Genomic DNA, 23,330 nt, shown 5'->3' on the forward strand with positions numbered 1-23,330 from the left:
TGATCGGCTAGAGACCCATGGTAACCGCACGGACGTCACCCACGTGGCGCGCCCGCGCGGTTCACGGGTGTCGTTCACTTCCGGATGTGCCCGTCCCCCTGGACGATCCACTTGGTCGTCGTGAGTTCCTCCAGCCCCATGGGGCCGCGGGCGTGCATCTTCTGGGTGGAGATCCCGATTTCGGCCCCCAGGCCCAGCTGACCGCCGTCGGTGAACCGGGTCGAAGCGTTGACCATGACAGCGGCGGCGTCGATCGAGGCGATGAACTCCTCCGCGTTGGCCAGATTGTTGGTCACGATCGCCTCCGTGTGGCGCGTGGTCCAGCGTTCGATGTGCTCGATCGCCTCGCGCAGGTTGTCCACGACCTTCACGGCGATCTGGGCGTCCAGGTACTCCGTCCCCCAGTCCTCGTCCGTGGCCTTCGTGTGGTCAGCACCGTTGGGCAGCATGGCCGCCGCCCGCTCGTCCACGTGCAGGGCAACACCGGCCTTGGCCAGCGCCGCCAGCACGGCCGGGCCCGCGGCCGCGTCCTTGTGCAGGATCAGCGTCTCGGCCGTGTTGCAGGTGGAGTTCCGGTGGGTCTTGGCATTGACGACGACGTCGACCGCCATCCGCTCGGGTGCCGAGGCGTCCACGAACACGTGCACGTTGCCCTCACCCGTCTCGATCACAGGCACCTGGGCGTTCTGGACCACGGACTGGATCAGGCCGTGTCCACCACGCGGGATCAGCACGTCCACCTTGCCCCGCGCGGCCATGAGCGCATTGGCGCCGTCGCGTCCGTAGTCGTCGACCGACTGCACGACGTCCACGGGCAGCTTCTGGTCGCTCACCGCGTCGCGGATGATGCCGACCAACGCCTTGTTGGATTCAAGCGCTGCCGAGCCACCGCGCAGCAACACGGCGTTGCCGGATTTCAGGGCGATGCCCGCGATGTCCACGGTCACGTTGGGCCGTGCTTCGTAGATGGCACCCACCACGCCCAGGGGCACGCGGATCTGACGCATCCGCAACCCGTTGGCCAGGGTCTGCCCGCGGACCACGGTTCCGACCGGATCGGGCAGGGCGGCCAGTTCACGCAGGGCATCCGCCAGACCCTTGATCCGGTCCTTGTCGAGCTTCAACCGGTCCAGCAGAGCACTGGAGGTACCGTCCTGCTCGCCGCGCCGAAGGTCCTTCTGGTTGGCCTCGATGATCAACCCGGCCTGCGCCTCAATGCGCTCGGCGACGTGCAGCAGCGCCGCGTCCTTGCGCGCTCGGGTCGCCTTTGCCAGAGTCCGCGCTGCGGTGCGGGCGTCATCGGCCATGAGACCGACGCCGACGTTCGGGTCCTCGCCGAAGGTCTGGTGGGTCAGCGTTGCCGTGTTCGCGGCGGTGTTCTCCGTCATGGTTCCTGCTCCTGATCCGTCAGGTGGTGCGACTGCCTGCTTTGTACTCGGAACGTGGGGCTACTGCAAGACCGCGATCACCGGGCGGGCTCGACCTTCGGGACCTCTCGGGTCTCGAAGTTTCGCTCGGCGGCGCGCCCGCGGCGAACCTTGGTCTTGGCCGACTTCTGGCGCATGGTGACCAGATTGTCCACGTGCACCAGTTCCCGCTCGAAGCGCTGGCCCAGGGATTCGGAGAGCTCGGCGGTGCTCTTGCCCAGCATCTCGGGAACCTCATCCGCGGCGTAATTGGTCAGACCGTGGGCCACTTCCCGCCCGTTCTGGTCCAACAGGGACACCGGGTCCCCTGCCTCGAAGTCGCCCTTGACCGCGGTCACCCCGGCCGCCAGCAAGGACTTGCGGTCGCCCACGGCGCGCACGGCGCCGTCGTCGAGCACCAGGGAACCCTTGATGTCGGCCAGGTGGGCGAGCCACAGGAGGCGGGCGTTGCGTCGGCCACCCGTGGTGGAGAACCACGTTCCGACGTCGTCCCCCCTGAGCGCGGAGTCGATGTTCTGCGCAGAGGTGACCACGGCGGGAATGCCCGACGACGCGGCGATACGGGCCGCCTGGACCTTGGTGACCATGCCACCGGACCCCACGCCCGCGCGGCCCACGGTCCCGATCTGCACGCCTTCCAGATCCTTGACGGGGTCCTGGACCACGGAGATCCGCTCACCGCCGGCCTGCGGGGGCTTGGTGTAGAGCGCGTCCACGTCGGAGAGCAGCAGGAGGACGTCGGCCTTGATCAGATGCGCCGTGAGAGCGGCGATGCGGTCGTTGTCGCCGAACTTGATCTCCTGGGTGGCGACGGCGTCGTTCTCGTTGACGATCGGCATGACACCCAGGTCCAGCAGGCGTTCGATCTGCCGGTGGGTGTTCTTGTAGTGGTGGCGCTTCATGAGGTCTTCGGCCGTCACGAGGACCTGCCCCACGGTCACGCCGTACCGCGCGAGGGAGTCGATGTAGCGGCCCATGAGCAGGCCCTGTCCTACGGAGGCCGCGGCCTGTTGGGAGGCCAGGTCCTTGGGTCGGCGGGAGAAGCCGAGCGGTGCCAGGCCGGCGGAGATCGCGCCCGAGGAGACGAACACGACTTCCTTGCCGGAGGCCTTGAGTGCTCCCAAGGCAGCCACGATGCGCTGCACGGCGGCCTCGTCGATCGAGTTCTGGATGCTGGTCAGGGACGAGGACCCCACCTTGACCACGATGCGCTTGGCCATCGGGATCTGGCTCCGCTCCTCGATCGGGGAACGGCGGTTTTTCCCGCGGTTCTCGGAGCTGAGCTGGGAAGCGGATTTGGCGGCGATTCCCTCCAGGGTCTCGACGTCGATCTTCTGCAGCCGAGTGGGCATGCTCTCCGATGTCCTTTCCTCTTGTGAGCTTCGGGTGCTCTGAGTTTCCAGTGGTCGGGGCGTGTGGGTGTGTCAGTCCCGCTGTGCCTCGTCGTCCGATGCTGCCGCCCGGGGCTTGCGGGCGCGGCGTTCGTCCACGGACTCCGTCCAGACGCCGGCCACGCGTTCGGCCTCGAGCTCGTCGCGGGCCGCGGCCTTGGCGTCCATGCGTTCGTAGTACTCCCGACGCCGCTGTTCGCGGGTGGGCCGGTGGTCCTCCGAAAGCCGGGGATCGGTCCCGCGGGGCGAGGCCAGGAGTTCGGCACCGCCCAGCATGGTGGGCTCCCAGTCGAAGACCACACCGTTCTCCTCCGGGCCGATCAGCACGGCGTCCCCGGGGCGGGCGTTCATCTTGAACAGCTCCTCTTCGATGCCGAGCTTGGCGAAGCGGTCAGCGAGGTAGCCGATGGCTTCCTCGTTGTTGAAGTCCGTCTGCTGGACCCACTTCTCCGGCTTGTCCCCGCGGACGTGCCAGATCGGCTCGAGCGATCGTTCCTCGCGGGTGATCGTGAACTCCTTGGCGCCACCGCGAACAGCCTTGGGGCGCAGAACCACACGCTGCGGTTCGGGGGCGGGTTCCTGTTCCCGACCTTCGGCGACGATCTGGCCCATGGCGAAGGTCAGCTGCTTGAGCCCTTCGTGGGAGGCGGTGGAGACCTCGAAGACGCGGTAGCCCTTCTCCTCCAGCATGGGCCGGACGAAGTCGGCGAGCTCGCGGGCTTCGGGCACGTCGATCTTGTTGAGCACCACCAACCGGGGGCGTTCGAGCAGCGGCACCGATCGTCCGCCGTCCAGGCGACCGTCCACGGCGTAGGCCGCGAGTTCCGCCTCGATGATGTCCAGATCGGAGAGCGGATCCCGACCGGGTTCCAGCGTGGCGCAGTCCAACACGTGGACCAGCGCGGCGCAGCGTTCGACGTGGCGCAAGAACTCCAGGCCCAGGCCCTTGCCTTCGGAGGCACCCGCAATCAGGCCGGGGACATCGGCCACGGTGTAGCGGTAGTCACCGGCCTCCACGACGCCCAGGTTGGGCACCAGGGTGGTGAACGGGTAGTCCGCGATCTTGGGGCGGGCCTTCGAAATCGCCGCGATGAGCGAGGACTTGCCCGCGGACGGGTAACCCACCAGGGCGATGTCCGCCAGGGACTTGAGCTCCAGGACGATGTCGTGGGCCTCACCGGGCAGACCGAGCAGCGCGAAGCCGGGGGCCTTGCGCTTGGGTGAAGCCAAGGAGGCGTTGCCGAGCCCACCCTGGCCGCCGGATGCCGCGACGTACTCCGCGCCGACGCCCACCAGGTCGGCCAGCACGTTGCCGTCGCGGTCCTTGACCACGGTGCCGTCCGGGACGGAGAGAATCAGGTCCTCACCCAGGAAGCCCTGGCGGTGGTCACCCATGCCGGGACCGCCGTTGGGTGCGGCACGGTGTGGCGAGCGGTGGTAGTTCAGCAGCGTGGTGGTCTGCCCGTCCACGCGCAGGATGACCGATCCGCCGTCGCCGCCGTTGGCGCCGTCGGGACCGCCCAAGGGCTTGAACTTCTCGCGCTTGACGGACACACACCCGTGGCCGCCGTTACCGCCCGTGGCGTGCAGAACCACGCGGTCGACGAACTCTGCCATGGATGCTCCTTGAATCTCTGAGATGTCCTGAAACAAGAGTAGAGGGCGGGCGCACGTGGCACCCACCCTCTACTGATGCGGTGAGCGTGGCGCGCTGAATCCAGCGCGCCGCGGGACCGGCCGGACCCCCACTGGGTGAGGAACCGTGACCGGTCAGAAGTCACTCGGCGGCGACGGCCTCGACGACGTTGACGACCTTGCGACCGCGCTTGGTGCCGAAGGCAACCTCGCCGGTGGCCAGGGCGTACAGGGTGTCGTCCTTGCCACGGCCGACGTTGGCGCCGGGGTGGAACTTGGTGCCGCGCTGGCGGACGATGATGGAACCGGCGTTGACGAACTCGCCACCGAAGCGCTTGACGCCCAGGTACTGCGGGTTGGAGTCACGGCCGTTGCGGGTGGAGCTGGCGCCCTTCTTGTGTGCCATGTCTGATGCCTGCTTTCGCTAGGTGGCCCGTGGGTTCCGCGTCCCTGTGTTCAGGGGATGCGGCGGGCCGAGCTGGTTGGGATGAGACCGAACGCCGCTCAGGCGTCGATGCCGGTGACCTTCACGGTGGTCAGCTCGGCACGGAAGCCCTGGCGCTTCTTGTAACCGGTCTTGTTCTTGTACTTCTGGATGCGGATCTTGGGACCGCGCAGATCCTCGACCACCTCGGCGGTGACCTTCACGCCGGACAGGGCCTTGGCATCGGAGGTGACCTTGTCACCGTCGACCAACAGAACTGCCGGAAGCTCGATGGTGCTGCCTGCATCACCGGCGACACGGTCGACGGTTACCAGGTCTCCAACTGCAACCTTCTCCTGGCGGCCGCCAGCGCGGACAATCGCGTACACCACTTGGAACTCACTTCTCTCGACTGAACAAATACTGTCTTGGGCGAGTGCGTTCCTCTGCGGACCAAGGAGTCGTGCACAAACCTGTCTTGACCGGCCAGTGGGATGGAGACGCTGGTCAGGACCGCTTGTACAAAAGGTCAGGAACTACACCCGATGTGCGTGCCGGGCTCCGCGCTCGAACTATGGACGGTAGTTGAGGGGCTCACCGGTGGACGCACCAGGGATCGAGAATACGGCATGGTTGCAACGGCGGGCAAGCATTGGGCGCCCAGCGCGTCGCGCATGCGAGCAGGCTCACGTTCCCCGCTCACCGCGCGAGCTGGCCTGATGGCCGGTCTGCGTGGTCCCGGCACGTTCGCACGGGTCCTCGAAGAACCGTAGTTCCAGCTCGCAGGCCCGGCGGAACGCCCGGGCCATCTCCTCCCGTACCTCAGGACCGACCTGTCCCGCCAGGACGTCGACGACGCCGCGGGCACGGCGCGCCAAGGCGGTGAACTCCGGGTCGGAGTACGAATCCACCCAGGCACCGTAGGGGTGGTCCCAGCCGCCGTCGCCGCTCTCTGCCGCCATCCGCTCGCGGTGTTCCTGGAGCCGGTTGCCGATCCACGCGTACAGCCAGTAGCACGGCAGCACCGCCGCCGCACCAACGGCCCAGTCCCGCGTCTGCGTGGTGGCCAGCAGGAACTCCGTGTACTCGGCGGTGACCGCGCTGGGAGTGACGGGGACACCGGCGTCGACGAGCGTGCGGTGGAGTTGCTCGGTTTCCCTGGCGCAGCCGGCCGCGCCGGAGGCGAAGAAGGCCCGCCACTGCTCGGTGGGTGCCCGCACCGCGAGTTGGGCCAAGGCTCGGGAATAGTCCTGGAGATAGATCAGGTCCTGCGACAGATAGTCCAGGAACACGTCCCGGGGCAGCGTGCCCTGACCGAGCGCGGGGACGAAACGGCCGTCGTCGATCTGGCTCCTGATGTCCCCTGTCCGGGCCCAGAGCTGCTCCGTGAAGGACGAGTCCGCGCCCTTTTCCGGACCGGCACCACCTTCCTGTCCCATGCCATTCGCCCAATCGGTCAGGAGCTGCACCAGATGCGCTTCGAGATGGTGGCCGTGGTGGACCGGGCCGTTGCCCTGGCCGACCTCGAGTTCGTCGGCGTGGGTCAGGGCGCCACGGAGCCACTCGCGAGCGACTCCCACGGCAACCGACCAGTCACCGGTCCGTGCCCCCAGGACGGCGACGGCCGATGACAGCGAGCATCCGGTCCCGTGCGTGTTGTTGGTCCGAACCTTGGCTCCGGCCGCTTGGTAGACCGGTTCGGGCTGTCCGGGGGCCAGTAGGGCATCGGGGGTCCTATCCCCGGCCAGGTGTCCACCCTTGACCAGGACGAACACGTTGTGGCGCTCGGCCAGGGTCCGGCCCTGCTCCAGCGCCGTCGACCAGTCCTCCGCCACCGGCTCCCCTACAAGCACTGCGAGTTCGGGGAGATTGGGCGTCACCAGATCCGCGCGATGCAGCAGATCGCGCAGGGCCTCCTCGGCCTCTTGAGCCAGCAGCCGGTCACCGGAGGTCGCGATCATGACGGGGTCCAGGACGACGACCGGTGGCCGGTTCGCTTGGAGCCAGTCATTGACCGCTGCAATGACGTCGACCGAACCGAGCATGCCGATCTTGACGGCGTCGACCGTCACGTCGTCAGAGACCGCCTGGAGCTGCGCGGTGATGACCTCAGTGGGCACCGAGTGCACGAGCCGCACGCCGCGGGTGTTCTGGGCGATGGCGGCGGTGACCACGCTCATCCCGTATCCACCCAACACGGCGAAGGTCTTGAGATCCGCCTGCTGTCCGGCCCCGCCCGTCGGGTCCGTCCCGGCAATTGACAGGACGCGCGGGACCTTGCGGACGTTCGACTGGATGCTGGAGATGGTCTGGTCCGTGCTCAAGGGTTCGTCCCTTCCCCCGACGCGGACGCGCTCCCTACGCCGAGGGCCTCCCTGTATTGGGTCGCGGCCAACCGCGGGTCTCCCGAGTTCGCGCAGATCCCCGAGACCACGGCGACGCCGTCGGCCCCCGCGGCCAGCAGAGGTGGGCAGTCCTCGACCCGGACTCCGCCGATGGCCACCGCCGGTACGGGGCACCAGGCCCGGGCTGCGCGGAAGCCGTCGATGCCCAGGGGCTCGGGATGATCCGGCTTGGTACTGGTTGTGTGGACAGCTCCGATGCCGATGTAGTCCACCGTGCCTTCCGGCAGGAGTCGCACCGCGTCGAACTCGGTCGATTGGGCGGCGGAGAGCCCCACGATCGCGGCGGGACCGCAGATTGCGCGCACGTCGGACACGGGGATGTCCGACTGCCCCACGTGAACTCCCGCAACCGCCAGTCCGCGCTCACGGGCGGCCAGGTACACGTCCACGCGGTCATTGATCAGCACGGGTACCCGTGACCCGACTCGCGTCGCCACGGCCTGGACCAGGTCCAGGAACTCGGCCCCTCCCAGGTCCTTGCCCCGGACCTGGACCATGGTCACTCCACCGTCGACCGCGGCTTCGACGACGTCGGGCACGGACCGCGGGGCACTCAAGGCGCCGTCGGTCACGTGGTACAGCAGGAGATCGGCGGGGTCGAACACCGATCGGGCACGGGCCTCTCCGCTCGACTCAGAGGTGTTCTGGTGGCCGGTCATGCCTGCGCCACCTCCAGGGAAGTGACTGCGCTGCGGTCGCGGAGCAGCTGGGGGCTGAGTCCGTGGAGCCGGTCCAGCAGGCCCACCGCGAAGCTCCCCGGGCCGGCCGCTTCGGACGCGGCGAGTTCGGCGGCAACTTCCCAGGCCACGCTGCCTGCCACGGCGGCCTCCTGGGCATCCTGGGCCACGGCGGCAAACGCCGCGATGACGGCGCCCAGTGCACAGCCCCCGCCGGTGACGAGCGTGAGATAGGGGTGTCCGTGCGGAACGGTCCAGACGCCGTCCGGACCCACGATCAGGTCGGTCTCCCCCGAGATCGCCACCGCGCCCACGCCGTGACGGATGACCAACGTCCTTGCGGCGTCGAGGGCGTCTTCCGGTTGGACCGTGGAATCTGTGCCCCGCCCCCCGGCCCCGCCGCAGAGGGCGATGACCTCGGAGGCGTTGCCGCGGACCACCGTGGGCCCCAGTTCCAGGAGCTCGGCGGCCAGCGCGGTCCGGATGGGCAGCGCGCCCACGGCCACGGGATCGAGGATCCAAGGCGTACCGGTGGCCTTGCACGCGGTTGCCGCTTCGATCATGGCCGCGCGTTGTTCAGGGGTGGGCGTGCCCAGGTTGATCAACACGCCGTCGGCGATCTGGGCGAACGGCCCGGCTTCCCCCACGATGTCGGTCATCGCCGGGGCGGCCCCGAGTGCCAGGAGGGCGTTGGCCGTGAAGTTGGTGACCACCGAGTTGGTCAGACACTGGACCAGCGGACGGCCCGCGCGCAGATCGGCGAGCAGGACGGACAAGCGGTCGGACGGAAATGATGAAGATGACGCATAGCCCTGTGGCAAGGCGACAATCCCTTCGCTAGTACGAGCTAGATCAGGTTCAACGGGTTTGCTCTCAGCCGCGCAGTGCGCGGCACCCCGTGTCACGTGTCACCAAGACTGGACCCCGGAAACCCCGGATGTCCAGTCGGTGACTGTTGATTGCCTTGCCGGGTTGTCGTCAACCCGTGGCGCCTCAGCCTTCCGTGGAGTCAGAGCTCCGCGGGGCCGACGTCGGTGCAGACGCCCGGCGCACCCGTCGCTTGCGCTGCGGGGAGGTCTGGCCCGGTGCCCGCTCTCCCAGGGAGTCGGCCAACGAGTCCAAGGACGGCACCGAACTCCCGGCACCTGACCCGCTCGAAGACGACGTGCCCTGGGGCAGTTCGATGACCTCACCGGCGATCGTCACGCGGGAGGAGGCGCCGTCGTCGCCCGTCGAACCGGAGACCACGGAGGCGGATCCGGAGGTCACGGGGCCGGCCGGTTGAGGCGCCGTCGGCTGGGACTCGGTGTCGGGTGCTGCGACCGGAGCGGCAGCACGTCGAGCCCCGCGACGACGACGCGCCGCGGACACCGAGCGGTCCGGGACCGTTGCCGAGTCCGACGCAGCAGGGCGGGCCGGACGCTCGGATTGTCCGGAGGCCTTGGCGGCACCTTGGGGTTCCGTCGGCTGGTTCCGAGATGGTTCCGGCTGCTTTTCCTGCGTGGTCTGGTCGTTCTGTTGCCCGGATTCCGCGGGCTTGCCCGGCTGTGCAGCACCATTCGAGGCGCCGTTCTCCGAAGCGCTGGAGTCGTCTCCCCGGTTCTCGGAGCCCGAATCGTTCTGGCCGCGGTTGCGGGACCGCTTTCCGCGGCGCTTCCGACGGCGCCTGCCGCCGTCGCCCGAGGAGTCCGACCCGGCGTCGGGACGGTCGGAATCCGGTGCGGAGGTGTCACCGTTACCGGCGCTTCGCGCGTCGTCGGCCCCCGTGTTCGAAGACTGAGCCGCGGGGTGCGAGTCGGCGGCCTCCCCGGAAGTGTCGGCGCCGGTGGCGGACTCGCCCTTGGGATCGTCGTGGTGAGAGGCCGAGGCGATGGCCGCGAAGGCGTTGCGGGTGGCCTGGGCGCGCTTGGCGTCCTCGGCATCCTTCGGGTTCTCGCCCGACTGACCCGAATCACCGGTGTCCTTGGCGTTGCCGCGATCTGCGTTCCCCTGGCCCGAGCCCGAGCGACGGCTGCGCTTGCGTTCGTTGCGCTGGCTGCGGTGGGAGTCAGTGGAGACCCCGCCCTTGCCCTTGAGGGGGTGGTCGTGGATGACCACGCCGCGGGACTCACAGGCCTCACAGGGTTCGCTGAAAATCTCCAAGAGCCCGGTGCCCATGCGCTTGCGGGTCATCTGGACCAGACCCAGGGAGGTCACCTCGGCCACCTGGTGCTTGGTGCGGTCCCGGCCCAGGCACTCGACCAGTCGGCGCAGCACCAGATCGCGGTTGGCTTCCAGCACCATGTCGATGAAGTCGATCACGATGATTCCGCCGATGTCGCGCAGACGCAGCTGACGCACGATCTCCTCGGCGGCTTCCAAGTTGTTCTTGGTGACCGTTTCCTCGAGGTTGCCGCCGGAGCCCGTGAACTTGCCGGTGTTGACGTCCACAACCGTCATCGCCTCGGTCCGGTCGATCACCAGCGAACCGCCGGAGGGCAGCATGACCTTGCGGTCCAGTGCCTTGTAGATCTGTTCGTCCACCTGGTAGTGCTCGAACAGGTCCTCGTCCTCGGTCCACTGGGAGACGCGGTCCAACAGGTCCGGGGCCACGTACATCACGTAGGCCTCGATGTTGTCCCAGGCGGCCTGCCCCTGGACGGTCATCGAGGTGAAGTCCTCGTTGAAGACGTCACGCACCGTCTTGATGGTCAGGTCCGGCTCCGCGTAGAGCAGCTCCGGGGCCAGCGTCTTGCCCTGGTTGGACTTCTCCTGGATCTGCTCCCACTGCGAGCGCAGACGGTTGATGTCGTTGGTCAGCTCCTGCTCGGAGGCACCCTCGGCCGCGGTGCGCACGATCACGCCCGCACCTTCCGGGAGGTGGTCTTTCAGGATCTTCTTGAGCCGTTGGCGTTCGACGTCGGGCAGCTTGCGGGAGATACCCGTCATGGACCCGCCGGGCACATACACCAGGTAGCGGCCGGGTAGGGAGACCTGGCTCGTCAGGCGCGCGCCCTTGTGCCCCACCGGGTCCTTGGTCACCTGCACCAGGACGGCGTCGCCGGGCTTGAGGGCGTTCTCGATGCGCTTGGCCGAGCCGCCCAGATCGGCCTGGTCCCAGTTGACCTCGCCCGCGTACAGGACGGCGTTGCGACCGCGGCCGATGTCCACGAACGCGGCCTCCATGGACGGCAGCACGTTCTGGACCTTGCCCAGGTAGACGTTGCCGATCAGGGAGTCCTGCTGCGTGTGGGACACGAAGTGCTCGGCCAGCACGCCGTCTTCGAGCACGCCGATCTGGATGCGGTCGTCCTTCTCCCGGACCACCATCTTCCGTTCCACGGACTCACGGCGAGCCAGGAACTCGGCTTCCGTGATGACCTGACGGCGCCGGCCGGACTGGCGGGACTCGCGACGTCGCTGCTTCTTGGCCTCCAGTCGGGTGGAGCCCTTCACGGACTGGACGGTCGTCGGCGCGGACCCGTCGACCACTCGGCCCGTACGGATCCGGGTCACGGTTCCGGGCGGGTCCTCGTCGTTGCCGCCTTCCAGTTCCATGTCCACGGTGCCACGACGACGACGTCGCCGACGCTTGCTGGTCACGCCCGCCCCGGGAGCGGGATCCTCGAACTCAGCTTCCTCGGCGGCGTCGGCCTCGTCCAGGGCCGCCTGGCGGGCCTCCTCACGAGCCGCCGCTGCTCGCTCGGCCGCAGCCTTGATCGCCTCCGTGTCCGGGGCGTGGAACATCAGCGACGTCGCGGATGCGGCGCTGAACACGGCGAAGGGGTCCTCCTCCGCGGAGGGTTCGACGTCGTCGGTGGACTCGCTGGCGTCTTCGTCGTTGGCGTCGTCCGGAGAGTCAGCTGACTCAGGCGAGTCCGCTGATTCAGGTGAGTCCCCGGAATCGGGCGAGTCTGCGGACCCCTCGGATTCAGAAGCGGTGGAGTCCTCAGAATCCTCGGGGGCCTCGGCCGCGTCCTCAGCTTCCTTCGCAGGCTGGTCGTCACCGTCAGCCGACTCGCGTTCGGGGGCGTCGACGGGTTCGTTCAGCGGCAACTCGGTCTGCGCTGCATCCTGCCCGTCCCGCGCCTCGGCGTTCCGCATGGCTTGGAAGGCCATCTCGGCGGGCGTTTCGGAAGGGGTCTCCGCGGCCACAGTGCTCGGGAGCTCTGCAGTGGGCTCGGCGGGCGCCATGTTCGCGGCGGCGTTGGGCGTGTCGGAGGTGTGCTCGTCGGCGGAGACTTCTGAGCCTTCGCTCGCCGGATTCACCTGGTCGTTGGTCATGTATTCGCCATATTCCTGCGGGTAGCACCGTCTACACCCGGTGGCCCGCCGGTCGGTGGCGCCGTGCGGGGCCCTTGCGGGTCGCGCGGCTGCCAAAAGTCGTCGTGTGCTCCGTGCGGGGCGCGGTGGTAACCGGCTCGCCGCACGGGCCGTCCGGTTGGCCGAGCCACCGGGCCACCTGGAAGCAGTGGCACTCGGGCGGTCTTGACCCCGACGGACGCGCTCGATCTTCCTGAGAGCTGCGGTCCACCGGGCGTGCGATCGGAACCGGTACGGATCACGCATCAGGTGCAGCCAATGCGCGACCGGATTCATTCTGGCACACGCAACCGCGGCAACGTGTTCAGCGCGTACCCAACGTCCGCGCCTATGATCACGATGTGATGACGAAAGCCACCGAAAACCACAACCAGGCCGCCCTGGACGAGTCGGATCCCACATCGCGCCTACCACGTGGGGACGCCAGCTGGGCCCTGCTCGCGGTGATCACCGCAGGACTGGCTCTCTACGCATCGATCTCCCTGGTGATCGAGAAGTGGGCGATCCTGCAGGACCCCCTGCACGTGACGGCGTGTGACATCAACGCGGCGTTCTCCTGCGGAACGGTGATCCGTTCCTCACAAGCTAACCTATTCGGCTTCCCGAACCCCTTCATCGGTCTGGTCGCCTACACCCTGGTGATCGTGATGGCCGTCGGCGTGTTGGCGGGAGCCCGCTACAAGGCCTGGATGTGGATGGGGCTGTTGGTTGGCCTGGTCCTGGGTGAAGTGTTCTTGCTGTGGCTCTGGACCCAGGCGACGTTCTCGATCAACGCCCTGTGCCTGTACTGCATGCTCGTGTGGTTCGTGCACCCGGTCCTCCTCATGGCCACTGTGGCTCGTTGTGTACGAACGCGGGCGCTCCCGGCTCCCGAAGCGCTGCGAGACACCACCAAGATCTGGGCGCCCGCCGGTGTGATCCTGATTTGGCTGGTGGTCTTCGGCACCGTGCTGGTCCGCTTCTCCGGGACCATGTTCGGCTGACCCACCTCCCCACCTACCGCCGAACCCTCGCGAAACTCGCCGATCAGGTGTTGATCTGGCAGTTTCGCGAGGGTTCGGCGCTATGAGGGGTGCTGCTCAGGCGAACCAGATAGCGATTTCGCGTTCCGCCGACTCGGGGGAATCGGAGCCGTGAACGATGTTCTTCTGCACCTTCTCGCCCCAGTCACGGCCCAGGTCGCCGCGGATGGTGCCGGCGGCGGCCTTGACCGGGTCGGAGACGCCGGCCATGGCTCGGAAGGACTCGATCACGGAGTCGCCCTCGAACACCGCAGCGACCACGGGCCCGGACATCATGAACTCGACCAGGGGTTCGAAGAACGGCTTGCCCTCGTGCTCGGCGTAGTGCGCGGTCAGGATCTCCCGAGTGGCATCCAACTTCTTGAGCTCGACCAGCTTGAAACCGCGGGCCTCGATGCGGGCCAGGACCTGGCCGGTGAGGTTGCGCTCGACGCCGTCGGGCTTGACCAGGACAAGGGTGCGTTCGGTCATGGGTGACTCTCCTTTGGGGATCACGCCCGGGTCCCTGCCCGGGCCATTGTTCGCGGTGAGCGCGGTAGCGCCCCTCGGGTCCAGGGGTCAGCCTAGTGGGGCGCACGCTCGTGACGGTTACTGGACCTGCACCCCGATTCGGGGACGACGACGAACACGCACCTGAGCGGAACAGGCCCGGAAATGGTCGGCGTGTGTCGGCCTCGGGCGCCGACCAGCCCGTCCTCGTCCGGCGCGCCTTACCGGCCTCATCCCTCCGAGCGCGGCATCAGGCGGTCGTGCAGAGGAGTTCGGAAGATTCCTTGTGGGTCCAGGGCGTCCAGACCGGTCAAGGCCTCCTGCCAGGCAGGGAACTGGCCCGGGATCCAGTCCTTCAGTTCCCGGTCGTCCGTCCAAGGGCCGGCAGCCGTGTGCGCGAAGCGCTTGGACCATTCCGGCCGCGCGACGCCGAGTTCGGAGGACAGGTTCCTGAACCACGCGTCAATTTCGGCATAGAACTCGCCGGTTCCCGGTGTACCCGGGAGGCTCAGGACGTCCAGCCACACGGCAGTATCCAGCTCTGGCCGCCCAGGAACTGGCGTGACCGAAGAGAGCGACGGCACGACGGCACCGTCGACAGTGACGTCTTCCGAACGGTCAACGCCTGTCACCCGGATCTCGCACACGTTGTTTGCCGGATACTGCCCTCGCGAGCGGTAGGTGCTGATGAGCTCCTGGTAGTGGGTGGTGAAGTCCGCGACCACGCGCTGGACCTGATCGCGGCGGGTGATCACGACGTGGCTTCCGGCGGACACCAACAACGTGGTGGGCCGTACGAAGTGGATGAAGTTCTTGGCTTCGCCCCACATGTCCAGGGCTCCGTTGGCAACCAAGCCCGCCCGGGTGGCGTACATCATGGCTGCAGTGGCCTTGGGAGTCAGGGAGTGCGCGCCTTGGGTGACCTGGGTGATTAGAGAGGCCACCTCGTCCGAGAGCCGGTCGGCGAACGGGTAGTTGAACGGCGCGTAGCGGGCGCTGGAAAGCAGGGGCTCGGTGGGCGTGACCTGCCAGGTCTGGACCCACGGGTATTGCGTCATCGCGTACCAGATGATCCCTACCCGGCCTCTGCGGTCCAGCAGCGCACTGAGCGATCTGGGCCCCGCCGATTCCGGTGCTGCGAACAGCTCGCTGGCGGGAATCAGTGTGGTGTTGCGGCAGCGCAGGTTGTAATTGGCCACGGTCTGCAGCACGACTTCCGTGACGAGAGCCCGCCCCACGTGGGCCAGCAGCGGCGCGATCTCCGGCTGGTTCCGTTGGAAGGTCCGGAGCGTGTACTTCCCGGCACTTTCATCCCAGACCACTGCGGTCAGTTCGACGACGGCGTTCGAGAGGGTCCCGTAGGTCCCTCCGGCAGCAAGACCCTCCCCTGATGCGGCCACGTTGGTGCCGTGCCCGTTGACCGCCAGGACACCGGCCACCGTGACGTCCCCCGGGGCAGGCGCACCGATCAGGCTGCGCCCGTGGGTGGACAGGAAACTCAGAACCTGGGTCATTTCCGCGCCGGCCTGCAGGCGGACACGTTCGCCGTCGACCATGCTCATGGCGGCCATGCCGGTGGTGTCCACCACGACCACGGCTGCGTCGGCAGAAGTCCCGGACTCCACGACCAGCGGCGACCAGGTGTGTCCGAAGCCTCGCGGGCGGACACGGTAGTCGGCGCCGGCCGCCCAGTTGACGATGGTCTCGGCCTGTTCCGGAGTGGTGATCTCGCAGGTCCACAGTTCGTCCGTGACGATCGTGCCGTCCCAGTTCTGGAAGACGTTGCGGTGGAGGGCGATGTCGGTGGGGAATCCGGGCGGAGTCTCGGCGGCTTCGGCACTGGTAGGTGTCACGACCCCGATCAAGGTCCACGTTCCGGCCACCGCCAAACCGCCTTTGACCAGTTTCCGCCTGGTCACGCCGGTGTCATGTGCGCATGGTTGATCCACGTTCAGCTCCCCTTTTTGGTGTCCACGTCTGGTGTCCGCGACGCCGCTGGTCGCCCGCGCCGGTCGTCGTCGCTGGTCCGCGCCCGTGGTGAGACGCGTCAGCCGAGGCTCTCGACCCAGGTGCCCAATGCCTCCCCGGCCGCCACCAGGTTCTGCGCGAATTCCTCCACTCGCTCGGCGTGATCGGCGCGGTAGTTGATCACGTACTCAAAGCCGTCGTCGTACTTGATGTAGCCGATGCCCAGGCCGTGCGCGAGGCTCGGGGCGAAGGCGTACCGGTTGATCGGCTGCGACTCCCCCAAGGACGTGGTGGACAGGAAGTCGCTGCTCAGCGCCTGGAGCCCGAGATTGTCGAAGAACTCGAGGCCGGTGCCCGCCCGCTCGGCCATCATGCGCAGGCCGAAGAGGTGCCGGTCGATTCCCGCCCCGCGCTTGCACGCCTTGACCCAGTCCCGGTGTGCGTCCAGAACGGCGCCGAACTGCTCGAGCGTCGCGTCGCCCGCGATCAGTGCTCGGGCGAACTCCACGGCTTGCGGCGTCAGGGGGCGCAGGCACTCCGTCCGCCCGGCCTGGAACTCACGCATGTCCACGGATTCGTACACGCTCCGGACACTGCCGTACGTTGCCACTTGCGCGTAAGTCATGAGCAGCTGAGCCACGGCGTCGTCGCTGACCCGCAGGTCCAGTCCGTCCATGTCAGCCCTGGGTGCAAACACCGAGGTGACCCGGTATTGAGCGCTCTGCCGTGCATACTCCTCCAGGTTCCCCGCCACACGGCCCCGGAATTCCGGGGTCGTGATCCAGGTCAGTTCTCGGGGCTCGGGCGCTGGTTCTCTTGGCTCATGGGAGGTCGACGACGCAGGGTCCAGCAGCTCGAGTTCCTGCATCCTGGCCACCGCCGCCCGAACGGTCGCACCATCTGCTGCGCTGTGCTCGAAATGGATGGCCTGCCAGTCCGTGGTCAGCGACAGCTCATAGGTGATCGGTTTATAGGTCCATGCGTGTCCCGCCTGGAAGGCGAGGTTTCGCAGTCGCTCGGTGTCCTGCGGTGCCGAACCGTCGCCGTCGTCGTGCGCCTGTGTGAGGAGGTGCACCACGAAGATCATCTCCGTGAGGTCTCCGTAGGTCTCCGCGTTGTGCGGGTCGGTGAGGAGCTCGGCAAGCAAAGGGGCAGCGGTCTCGCTGCCCAGGTAGGACAGGTCGGTGAAGTTCACTTGCTCCTGCCCGTCGCTGGCGGGCTGCTTGCTTCGATCCCCGGCGATGACCTGTTCCAAGAGATCCTCGATGGCATCGACCGGCAGCGGCAGCCCGTCGCCGCCGGCAATTGGCATGCTGAAGAGCCGTCCTCCCACCAGCATGCCAATGGTGGCCCCCGACGCGGAGACAGCTGGGCATCGGATCTCGTCACGGTTCGGCAGGGGGTGCCGGATTCCGCCCGCCAGGATCTGCCACTGGTCCATGTCCAGCGTGGTCCCCCGGGGATCGACCTCCACAGGCGTCTCGCCACGGACTTCCTGCAGGTGGATCGTGGCCGCACGATGGATGAAATCTGCGCACCGAGGCACGCCGGTGTTTCCGTCGAATCCGGAGAGTTGGAACGAGACGCTGGTTGTGAGCGGCAGTGGTTCCCGGGTGTCCAAGTAGGTGTCGAGCCAGGCTGCGGAGAGGTAGCTACGCCCGTGACCGCTCTCTGCGTCGGCGAAAGTCGTCAACTCTTCCTGCAAGCCTGGCGCCGCGTTCTCAGAGAAGTCCGTGACGGAGCCAACCGTCCTGTCCCTGTCCTCAGCGCCGGTCAAGGGCTCGGTAGCGTTTGCGAACCGCTCCAGTGTGTCCCCGAGGGCGGGAACGGGCAGTGTCTTGGCCATGGAACACCCTTCGTCGCAGTAGCCACCGCACGTGACGACTGCCGTGCTCCCAAAGGCGAGATTCAGGGGAAAACACCCTGCGGCTCAACGATCATGCGGCTGGTTCCGGTTGAGCATACCCACAGGCGAGCATCGCAGGAGACCATCAAGAACACGGTCGAACGGAATGTCCCTGAGCTACCGCGATTTGCTCCTCCGGCATGAAGACTCTCGCGTGGCCACAGGACCTTGGCGGGCTTATCTTGTTGACATGGTGGCGTCTATCGATCCGGCGTACCCCTTTATCGGGCACTGGCTGGTCCAAAACAGCCCCGCAAACCGAATTCCCAGCCACGGCACGCACGCATTTGCCACGACCTACGCCATTGACTTTGTGCCGGTTACGGAGTCCGGGCGCAGTGCCCCGGTTACATTGAGTTCCGTGGTGCAGCCCGAACCCGCAAATAGGTTCCCAGGTTTCAGTTGCCCGGTCTTAGCCCCGGTCGCCGGTGTGGTCACTGCCATCCACGATGGTCAGCCCGATCATCCCGCATACCGTGGGCTGCCCTCGCTCCGCTACGCACTGACTCAGCACCGACGTGCGGCGGAGGGGTGGGCCGCTCTTGCAGGGAACCACGTGGTGATTAATACCGGCGGCATCATCGTCACCCTCTGCCACCTGCAGCATGGAAGCATCCAGGTCGTGGGAGGCCAGCAGGTCACCGTTGGAGACGTACTCGGTCCCTGCGGTAACTCCGGGAACAGCACTGAACCCCATGTATACGTTCCGGACAAGCTGAACCACACGTCACAGGTCACAACATCCTCGAGGGGTCCCCTGTCATGACAACTGATCACCACCAGGTCTACGCGATCGCCACGCGCAATCGGCTTCTGGCCGCCGAGATGTTTCCGCGCTGTCCGACGAGCAGTGGCAAACTCCCAGTCTCTGCGCCGGATGGACAGTCCGGGAGGTCTGTGCCCACCTCGTGCCACCGTCCACCGGACACTCGATCCTGCGGTTGGTCTGGGACGTGGCCCGTTTTCGTGGCGACCTGGCCCGCATGGTGGACGTGACCACCCGGAAGCAAGCGCGCCGACCGACAGCGGAGCTTGTAACGGACCTGCGGGACAACGCCGCTGTGGAGTTGAGGGCCCCAGTGGTGGGGCCGTACGGTCCGCTCACTGACACCGCGATCCATCTGCGCGACGCTGCCCGCCCACTGGGTCTTGATGTTTCCCCAGCCCCGGTGGACTGGCTACCGGTCCTCGGCTTCCTGGTCGCACGATCCGCGGAACGTGGCTTCGTCGGAACGGGGAGGACCGCTGGTCTTCGCCTCGTGTCGACCGACTCCGCCTGGTCATGGGGAACAGGAGAGCTCGTACGCGGTACCTCGGAAGCACTTGCCATGGGCATTGCCGGACGCTGTGTGGTGTACCCGGAATTGGAGGGAGACGGCGTCTCGCTCCTGCGAGGACGCGACCGGTGACATCGATCCCCGTGGGACGCCCCTCCAGTTCGTCCGTGCTTGCGCATCGTCGTGTTCTATGGTTCATTAGTTGAGTAACTAACCAATAAACTAGTGAATCGAGGTGGTCGTGACTCCCCCCGCGCCACGCTCCGATCGCCCGATCTTTCTGGATCTCGCGGATCAGATCGCCGACGACATCCTGTCGGGTGCGTACGCTCCGGGCACTCAGGTGCCCTCCACCACGGAATTGTCCGTGCACTACCGGATCAACCCGGCCACAGCCGGCAAGGCCTTGAATCGCCTGGTTGATCAAGGGGTGCTGGAAAAACGGCGAGGACTCGGCATGTTCGTCACCGCAGACGGAACGGAAATCCTGCGCACCCAGCGGCAGGGCGACCTGCTCGAGACCTACCTCGCACCCCTGATGGCCGAGGCTGCACGGCTCGGAATGACACCCGACGACGTCGTCGCCCTGATTCGCAGCCACGTCGAGTTCTCGGCATCCCGCTCATCCACCACTCACCCCACGGAGGCACCCCGATGACCGTGACCACCAGTCATGCACACCGGCACCAGCCGGAACCACAGGACACCGCCCGGACGGATCCGCACAGTGGCATCGTGCTGCGCGACGTCACGAAGTCTTATGGAAAGACCGAAGTCCTCAAAGGCATTGACCTGCACCTGGACCCCGGCAAGGTCTACGGCTTGTTGGGCGCCAATGGCGTAGGCAAGACCACCATGATGTCCCTGATCTGCAATCACATCTTCCGCACCTCAGGTTCCGTGACCATCGACGGCGAGGACCCCGCGGAAAACGCCAAGATCCTGGAACGCACGGTCTTCATTCACGAAGATCAGCGGTGGCACGACGATTATCTGGTCAAGCACATCCTCAGCGCATTGCCCTCTTTCTACCGTGGATGGCAACCGGAACTTGCGGAGCGCCTCCTTGAGCGCTTCTCCATTCCCCGCAAGACCCAACTGAAGAAACTCTCCCGCGGTCAGCGTTCGGCCTTCGCGGTCAGCATCTCCTTGGCCAGCCGTGCCGAATACACCTTCCTGGATGAGCCATATCTTGGCCTGGATCCGTCCTCCCGGAACATCTTCTACGAAGAACTCATGCGGGAGGTCTCCGAACATCCCCGAACCGTCTTGATGTCCACCCACCTGATCGACGAGGCAGCCAATCTCATGGAGGAGGTGATCCTCATGCGACAGGGCCGCATCGAACTCCATGCCGATTCCGATGCCGTCACCTCCAGCATGACCGCCGTGCGCGGCATTGAGGACGCCGTGGACGAGTTCACGGCGTCCTACGACATCGTGAACTCGCAATCCTTGGGGCGCATCCGGTCCGTCCTGGTCCGAGGCTCATTGAGTCCCCGGGAACGCGAGCGGGCGGACAGATTGCACCTGTCCGTGGAGACCCCCGGGCTCCAGGAGATCGTGGCCGCCCTGGGAATCCTGGACCACGATGCCCGTCAGGCCGACGTGCACGATACTCATAATGAAGGAGCCATGTCATGACCTACCCCATGCGCAGTTTCCGTCTCTACATGGCCCAACGCACCTACTCGGTGTACGTGGCTCCCATGATTTTCGTTGCCGTGATTGCTTTGACCGTCATTGCGGGACTCATCGTGGGCATGGTGACCGGGCTGCCACTTCCCGGAGAGACTCGGACGATCTTCAGCGGATTGGGCATGCTCATCAGCGTGCTCATCGGGTTCTTCATCTCGTCCTCGGCCCTGGCAGTCAACCGCACTTTTGCCACATTCCTGGCATTTGGCGGGACACGCCGGGACTTCTGGACCGGCACGTCCTTGGGGTTTCTGGTCACTGCGATGATCACTGCGGTCGGCGCCACGATCCTGCTGACGGTGGAGCGCCTGACCGACGGATGGTTCATCGGACTACCCGTGTTCGACAGTCACCTGTTGGGAGACGGCAAGTACCTCATCACGTTCCTGGCCGTGCTGGCATACTCATTGGCCGCACTGTTCACGGGTGCAGCCTTCGGCACGATCTTCAGAGCCTTCGGAGCGACGGCAGTAACTTTCTCGATCATCGCTGCGGTGCTGGTCATCGCGGGTGTCACAGCTGGGCTCGTGTGGCAACGGGAATTCGTCCTGGAGGCCGCAGCAAACCTCGGACAATGGGTTCCCACGATCCTCGCCGCCACATTCGCCCTGGCCTGTCTCGTCATCAGCTACATCGCCAACAAGAAGGCGACCATCTGAACCAGTCGGGTGGCTGCACCGAGGTCACTGGCGACGCCAAACCTTGGCGTTGGCCTCTACGGCCAGTTCAGTGCAATTCTACGTACCACCCCCGACGCCGCCCGCACCGCCTGACTACGCCCCCATCGACGCCGTTGATACTCCCGCAGTGCCACGTCCAGCGGGAAATCGCTCAGACACTGCGCCAAAGTGGCTCCATCCACCAGAGCTTCACACGCTCCACGCCCCATGTTGGGTGACATGGCGTGGGCGGCGTCGCCCACGAGCACGAACCGCCTCCGCACGTACCGCGTGAGCGTCGGCGTTTCCATGATCGAATTGAGCAGCACACGCTCCGGATCTACACGCTCCAGGACTGCTTGAACGGGGGCCGGGAATTGTGCGAAGTGGTGTTGCGCCCACGCCAGCACCTCGGACTTTGTGGCTCGAAACTCAGGCATTGACGCAAACCAGTTCGTCACACCCCGAGTGTTCGCGGAGATGCCAAACAGGCTGCCCCGCCCCCAGAACTCCTGCAGCCATGGGTCACCGGGGGCAAATTCATCGATGTCGCCGTTGACCACTCCACGCAGCGCCATGGCCCCCGTTCGACGCCCCGGACATCCCCATGCAGCAGCCCGCGTCACGGAATGCACACCGTCGGCTCCAACCACCAGGTCCCCCGTCAGCGTGGTCGGATCCTCAACAGCGCCATCGAAGCTCTGCACCGCAGCCGGCTTGGCCCTGCCGAGTACAGCCAGCAGGTCCGGACGCTGAATCAACCAGGAGTCCGCCGGAGCGGTGCCTCCTCCGAGGCGACGCCCCGTGGACGTGGACACACGCACCCCGGTGGCTGGTCGAGCACACTCTCGAACCGGGTCAGCAAGGCCGAGGTCATGCAGCGACCGGAGCGCGTGGGGCCAGAGCCCGTACACGGTTCCGAGGTCATGACGTTCGGGGGCACGCTCGTGGATGCGCACCTCGAAACGATGCGGGTCGAGGCCCGCGGCCAGTGCGAGCCCGGCTACTCCGCCTCCGATGATGTCGATGGTGACCATCACCAAATACTACATTTGTAGTGATAGTAGATTCAAGGCATGCCCACACACCGTGACAACCTGATCGAGGCGGCCATTCGTGTCCTCGCCGAGGGCGGGTCACGTGCACTCACGCACCGCGCGGTGGACCAGACCGCTGGCGTCCCACCGGGGACGTGCTCCAATCACTTCCGTACCCGATCGGCTTTGACCACGGCCGTGGCCGATGAGTTGGAACGCCGCGACATTCGGATGTCCGATGATTTCGACCTGGCCTCCGTACGGACGGGCGATGCTGTTGCGCAGCTCGCCGATGCGTTCGTCATGGCTCAACTTGCACACCCGAATCCTCAGCGAGCACGACTTGCCTTGGCCACGGACTCCGGCGTGGATCTCAGCGCGCACCACGACCGACTTCGCGAAATCATGGTGACCGTCATTAGGTCGGCCGGTGTGGCCGCACCCGAGAGCGCCGCTCGTATGGTCGCCGACCACGTCGACGGGGTTCTGCTCCACGGTCTGACTCTGGGCACCCGCTCCATCCATCAGGGCGAGGTAGCCGAGGCGGTACGACGGCTCCTGGGCGCTGACCAGCATTAACCCCCGTGCGCCGCCCGCCAATCCAGCTCGGCCTGATACCGCTCCGCGTTCTCCCGGTCCAGCTGCGCTCCCTTGCGCACGGCGTACCACCAGAGCACGACGAACAGCGCACCCAGCACGAACATGGCGGGCAGGAAGAATCCGGTCAGCACCATCCATGCCTGCAGAGCCCACCCGGCGGCAACGCCCCAGGGCTTCCGCAGGACCGCGCAGCACAGGATGAACAGCACCGCGAACACGGCACCGCCGATCAGCACCCACAACCGATGCGGATGCTCCGGACCCCAGAGCCCGAACACCGTGAGCGCCCCGAAGAACACCACGAAGGCCTCCATGGTCAGCACGGTGGAGGCGAACATCATCTTGATCGACCGGGGCTTCTTGATCTGATTGGGCCGCCATTCCCGCTGGGCCTTGGTCATACGTGCCATCCG

Annotated in this window: 20 protein-coding genes and 1 riboswitch; of the genes, 6 read left to right on the top strand and 14 right to left on the bottom strand. The window is 66.5% G+C overall.

The window, feature by feature from the left end; translation table 11 throughout:
* Nucleotides 1–74: 74 nt before the first annotated feature.
* From GWK18_RS01025 to GWK18_RS01065, 9 genes are all read right to left on the bottom strand, one after another.
* Nucleotides 75–1,388, bottom strand: a complete 1,314-nt coding sequence (locus tag GWK18_RS01025; protein WP_166832584.1) for a glutamate-5-semialdehyde dehydrogenase — start codon at nucleotides 1,386–1,388, stop codon at nucleotides 75–77.
* A gap of 77 nt (nucleotides 1,389–1,465) precedes the next feature.
* Complete coding sequence (gene proB, locus GWK18_RS01030) at nucleotides 1,466–2,779, bottom strand: glutamate 5-kinase (protein ID WP_166832586.1); 1,314 nt, start codon at nucleotides 2,777–2,779, stop codon at nucleotides 1,466–1,468.
* A 72-nt stretch (nucleotides 2,780–2,851) separates the two neighbouring features.
* On the bottom strand, nucleotides 2,852–4,435 hold the full coding sequence (gene obgE / locus GWK18_RS01035) for a GTPase ObgE (RefSeq protein ID WP_166832588.1): 1,584 nt from the start codon (nucleotides 4,433–4,435) through the stop codon (nucleotides 2,852–2,854).
* A gap of 160 nt (nucleotides 4,436–4,595) precedes the next feature.
* Nucleotides 4,596–4,859 carry a 50S ribosomal protein L27 gene (gene rpmA, locus GWK18_RS01040; RefSeq protein ID WP_123823887.1) on the bottom strand — a complete coding sequence of 88 codons (264 nt, stop codon included), beginning with the start codon at nucleotides 4,857–4,859 and terminating at the stop codon, nucleotides 4,596–4,598.
* A 98-nt stretch (nucleotides 4,860–4,957) separates the two neighbouring features.
* Nucleotides 4,958–5,269: a 50S ribosomal protein L21 gene (gene rplU, locus GWK18_RS13015; protein WP_166832590.1), complete on the bottom strand. Its 312-nt coding sequence runs from the start codon at nucleotides 5,267–5,269 to the stop codon at nucleotides 4,958–4,960.
* 294 nt (nucleotides 5,270–5,563) lie between these two features.
* Nucleotides 5,564–7,201, bottom strand: a complete 1,638-nt coding sequence (locus tag GWK18_RS01050; RefSeq protein ID WP_167739143.1) for a bifunctional hydroxymethylpyrimidine kinase/phosphomethylpyrimidine kinase — start codon at nucleotides 7,199–7,201, stop codon at nucleotides 5,564–5,566.
* Entirely contained in the window at nucleotides 7,198–7,941 is a 744-nt protein-coding gene (thiE, locus tag GWK18_RS01055; protein ID WP_166832591.1) for a thiamine phosphate synthase, read from the bottom strand. Before thiE ends, GWK18_RS01050 begins: the two co-directional genes overlap by 4 nt.
* The gene (gene thiM, locus GWK18_RS01060) at nucleotides 7,938–8,735 is read right to left on the bottom strand and encodes a hydroxyethylthiazole kinase (RefSeq protein ID WP_245192669.1); all 798 of its coding nucleotides are present in this window, start codon (nucleotides 8,733–8,735) and stop codon (nucleotides 7,938–7,940) included. The genes thiE and thiM overlap by 4 nt, the downstream gene beginning before the upstream one ends.
* A gap of 35 nt (nucleotides 8,736–8,770) precedes the next feature.
* Nucleotides 8,771–8,868: riboswitch (TPP riboswitch) on the bottom strand.
* 84 nt (nucleotides 8,869–8,952) lie between these two features.
* Nucleotides 8,953–12,222 carry an Rne/Rng family ribonuclease gene (locus GWK18_RS01065; RefSeq protein ID WP_166832595.1) on the bottom strand — a complete coding sequence of 1,090 codons (3,270 nt, stop codon included), beginning with the start codon at nucleotides 12,220–12,222 and terminating at the stop codon, nucleotides 8,953–8,955.
* Nucleotides 12,223–12,605: 383 nt separating this feature from the next.
* Here GWK18_RS01065 and GWK18_RS01070 point away from each other — a divergent pair, with 383 nt between their 5' ends.
* The gene (locus tag GWK18_RS01070; protein ID WP_166832597.1) at nucleotides 12,606–13,244 is read left to right on the top strand and encodes a vitamin K epoxide reductase family protein; all 639 of its coding nucleotides are present in this window, start codon (nucleotides 12,606–12,608) and stop codon (nucleotides 13,242–13,244) included.
* Nucleotides 13,245–13,340: 96 nt separating this feature from the next.
* Here GWK18_RS01070 and ndk read toward each other — a convergent pair whose 3' ends face one another.
* The 3 genes from ndk to GWK18_RS01085 all read right to left on the bottom strand — a co-directional run bounded on the left by ndk (nucleotide 13,341) and on the right by GWK18_RS01085 (nucleotide 17,586).
* The gene (ndk, locus tag GWK18_RS01075) at nucleotides 13,341–13,754 is read right to left on the bottom strand and encodes a nucleoside-diphosphate kinase (RefSeq protein WP_123823868.1); all 414 of its coding nucleotides are present in this window, start codon (nucleotides 13,752–13,754) and stop codon (nucleotides 13,341–13,343) included.
* A gap of 248 nt (nucleotides 13,755–14,002) precedes the next feature.
* On the bottom strand, nucleotides 14,003–15,691 hold the full coding sequence (locus GWK18_RS01080) for a cholesterol oxidase substrate-binding domain-containing protein (RefSeq protein WP_166832599.1): 1,689 nt from the start codon (nucleotides 15,689–15,691) through the stop codon (nucleotides 14,003–14,005).
* Between the two features lie 128 nt (nucleotides 15,692–15,819).
* Entirely contained in the window at nucleotides 15,820–17,586 is a 1,767-nt protein-coding gene (locus GWK18_RS01085; RefSeq protein WP_166832601.1) for a choline/carnitine O-acyltransferase, read from the bottom strand.
* Between the two features lie 250 nt (nucleotides 17,587–17,836).
* Here GWK18_RS01085 and GWK18_RS01090 point away from each other — a divergent pair, with 250 nt between their 5' ends.
* The 4 genes from GWK18_RS01090 to GWK18_RS01110 all read left to right on the top strand — a co-directional run bounded on the left by GWK18_RS01090 (nucleotide 17,837) and on the right by GWK18_RS01110 (nucleotide 21,280).
* Nucleotides 17,837–18,412: a M23 family metallopeptidase gene (locus GWK18_RS01090; RefSeq protein WP_123823859.1), complete on the top strand. Its 576-nt coding sequence runs from the start codon at nucleotides 17,837–17,839 to the stop codon at nucleotides 18,410–18,412.
* A gap of 752 nt (nucleotides 18,413–19,164) precedes the next feature.
* On the top strand, nucleotides 19,165–19,581 hold the full coding sequence (locus tag GWK18_RS01100) for a GntR family transcriptional regulator (protein WP_123823853.1): 417 nt from the start codon (nucleotides 19,165–19,167) through the stop codon (nucleotides 19,579–19,581).
* Complete coding sequence (locus tag GWK18_RS01105; protein WP_166832603.1) at nucleotides 19,578–20,567, top strand: ABC transporter ATP-binding protein; 990 nt, start codon at nucleotides 19,578–19,580, stop codon at nucleotides 20,565–20,567. Before GWK18_RS01100 ends, GWK18_RS01105 begins: the two co-directional genes overlap by 4 nt.
* Complete coding sequence (locus GWK18_RS01110) at nucleotides 20,564–21,280, top strand: hypothetical protein (protein ID WP_123823846.1); 717 nt, start codon at nucleotides 20,564–20,566, stop codon at nucleotides 21,278–21,280. The genes GWK18_RS01105 and GWK18_RS01110 overlap by 4 nt, the downstream gene beginning before the upstream one ends.
* 56 nt (nucleotides 21,281–21,336) lie before the next feature.
* Here the strand turns inward: GWK18_RS01110 and GWK18_RS01115 are convergent, their stop codons facing one another.
* Complete coding sequence (locus GWK18_RS01115; RefSeq protein WP_123823844.1) at nucleotides 21,337–22,317, bottom strand: FAD-dependent monooxygenase; 981 nt, start codon at nucleotides 22,315–22,317, stop codon at nucleotides 21,337–21,339.
* Between the two features lie 39 nt (nucleotides 22,318–22,356).
* Here GWK18_RS01115 and GWK18_RS01120 point away from each other — a divergent pair, with 39 nt between their 5' ends.
* The gene (locus GWK18_RS01120) at nucleotides 22,357–22,896 is read left to right on the top strand and encodes a TetR family transcriptional regulator (RefSeq protein WP_123823841.1); all 540 of its coding nucleotides are present in this window, start codon (nucleotides 22,357–22,359) and stop codon (nucleotides 22,894–22,896) included.
* Here the strand turns inward: GWK18_RS01120 and GWK18_RS01125 are convergent.
* Nucleotides 22,893–23,327, bottom strand: a complete 435-nt coding sequence (locus tag GWK18_RS01125) for a DUF4233 domain-containing protein (protein WP_123823838.1) — start codon at nucleotides 23,325–23,327, stop codon at nucleotides 22,893–22,895. The two genes, GWK18_RS01120 and GWK18_RS01125, sit on opposite strands and share 4 nt — an antisense overlap.
* Nucleotides 23,328–23,330 lie beyond the last annotated feature (3 nt).

The sequence above is a fragment of the Kocuria sp. JC486 genome (assembly GCF_011602805.1).
Lineage (GTDB): Bacteria > Actinomycetota > Actinomycetes > Actinomycetales > Micrococcaceae > Kocuria > Kocuria soli.

Excerpts from the sequence above, each read along its gene's own strand:
- proB (WP_166832586.1), bottom strand. The coding sequence starts at position 2,779 with ATGCCCACTCGGCTGCAGAAGATCGACGTCGAGACCCTGGAGGGAATC.
- GWK18_RS01070 (WP_166832597.1), top strand. The coding sequence starts at position 12,606 with ATGACGAAAGCCACCGAAAACCACAACCAGGCCGCCCTGGACGAGTCG.
- thiE (WP_166832591.1), bottom strand. The coding sequence starts at position 7,941 with ATGACCGGCCACCAGAACACCTCTGAGTCGAGCGGAGAGGCCCGTGCC.
- GWK18_RS01115 (WP_123823844.1), bottom strand. The coding sequence starts at position 22,317 with ATGGTCACCATCGACATCATCGGAGGCGGAGTAGCCGGGCTCGCACTG.
- ndk (WP_123823868.1), bottom strand. The coding sequence starts at position 13,754 with ATGACCGAACGCACCCTTGTCCTGGTCAAGCCCGACGGCGTCGAGCGC.
- GWK18_RS01025 (WP_166832584.1), bottom strand. The coding sequence starts at position 1,388 with ATGACGGAGAACACCGCCGCGAACACGGCAACGCTGACCCACCAGACC.
- GWK18_RS01125 (WP_123823838.1), bottom strand. The coding sequence starts at position 23,327 with ATGGCACGTATGACCAAGGCCCAGCGGGAATGGCGGCCCAATCAGATC.
- GWK18_RS01110 (WP_123823846.1), top strand. The coding sequence starts at position 20,564 with ATGACCTACCCCATGCGCAGTTTCCGTCTCTACATGGCCCAACGCACC.
- GWK18_RS01105 (WP_166832603.1), top strand. The coding sequence starts at position 19,578 with ATGACCGTGACCACCAGTCATGCACACCGGCACCAGCCGGAACCACAG.
- GWK18_RS01120 (WP_123823841.1), top strand. The coding sequence starts at position 22,357 with ATGCCCACACACCGTGACAACCTGATCGAGGCGGCCATTCGTGTCCTC.
- GWK18_RS01065 (WP_166832595.1), bottom strand. The coding sequence starts at position 12,222 with ATGACCAACGACCAGGTGAATCCGGCGAGCGAAGGCTCAGAAGTCTCC.
- GWK18_RS01090 (WP_123823859.1), top strand. The coding sequence starts at position 17,837 with ATGGTGGCGTCTATCGATCCGGCGTACCCCTTTATCGGGCACTGGCTG.
- GWK18_RS01085 (WP_166832601.1), bottom strand. The coding sequence starts at position 17,586 with ATGGCCAAGACACTGCCCGTTCCCGCCCTCGGGGACACACTGGAGCGG.
- obgE (WP_166832588.1), bottom strand. The coding sequence starts at position 4,435 with ATGGCAGAGTTCGTCGACCGCGTGGTTCTGCACGCCACGGGCGGTAAC.
- rpmA (WP_123823887.1), bottom strand. The coding sequence starts at position 4,859 with ATGGCACACAAGAAGGGCGCCAGCTCCACCCGCAACGGCCGTGACTCC.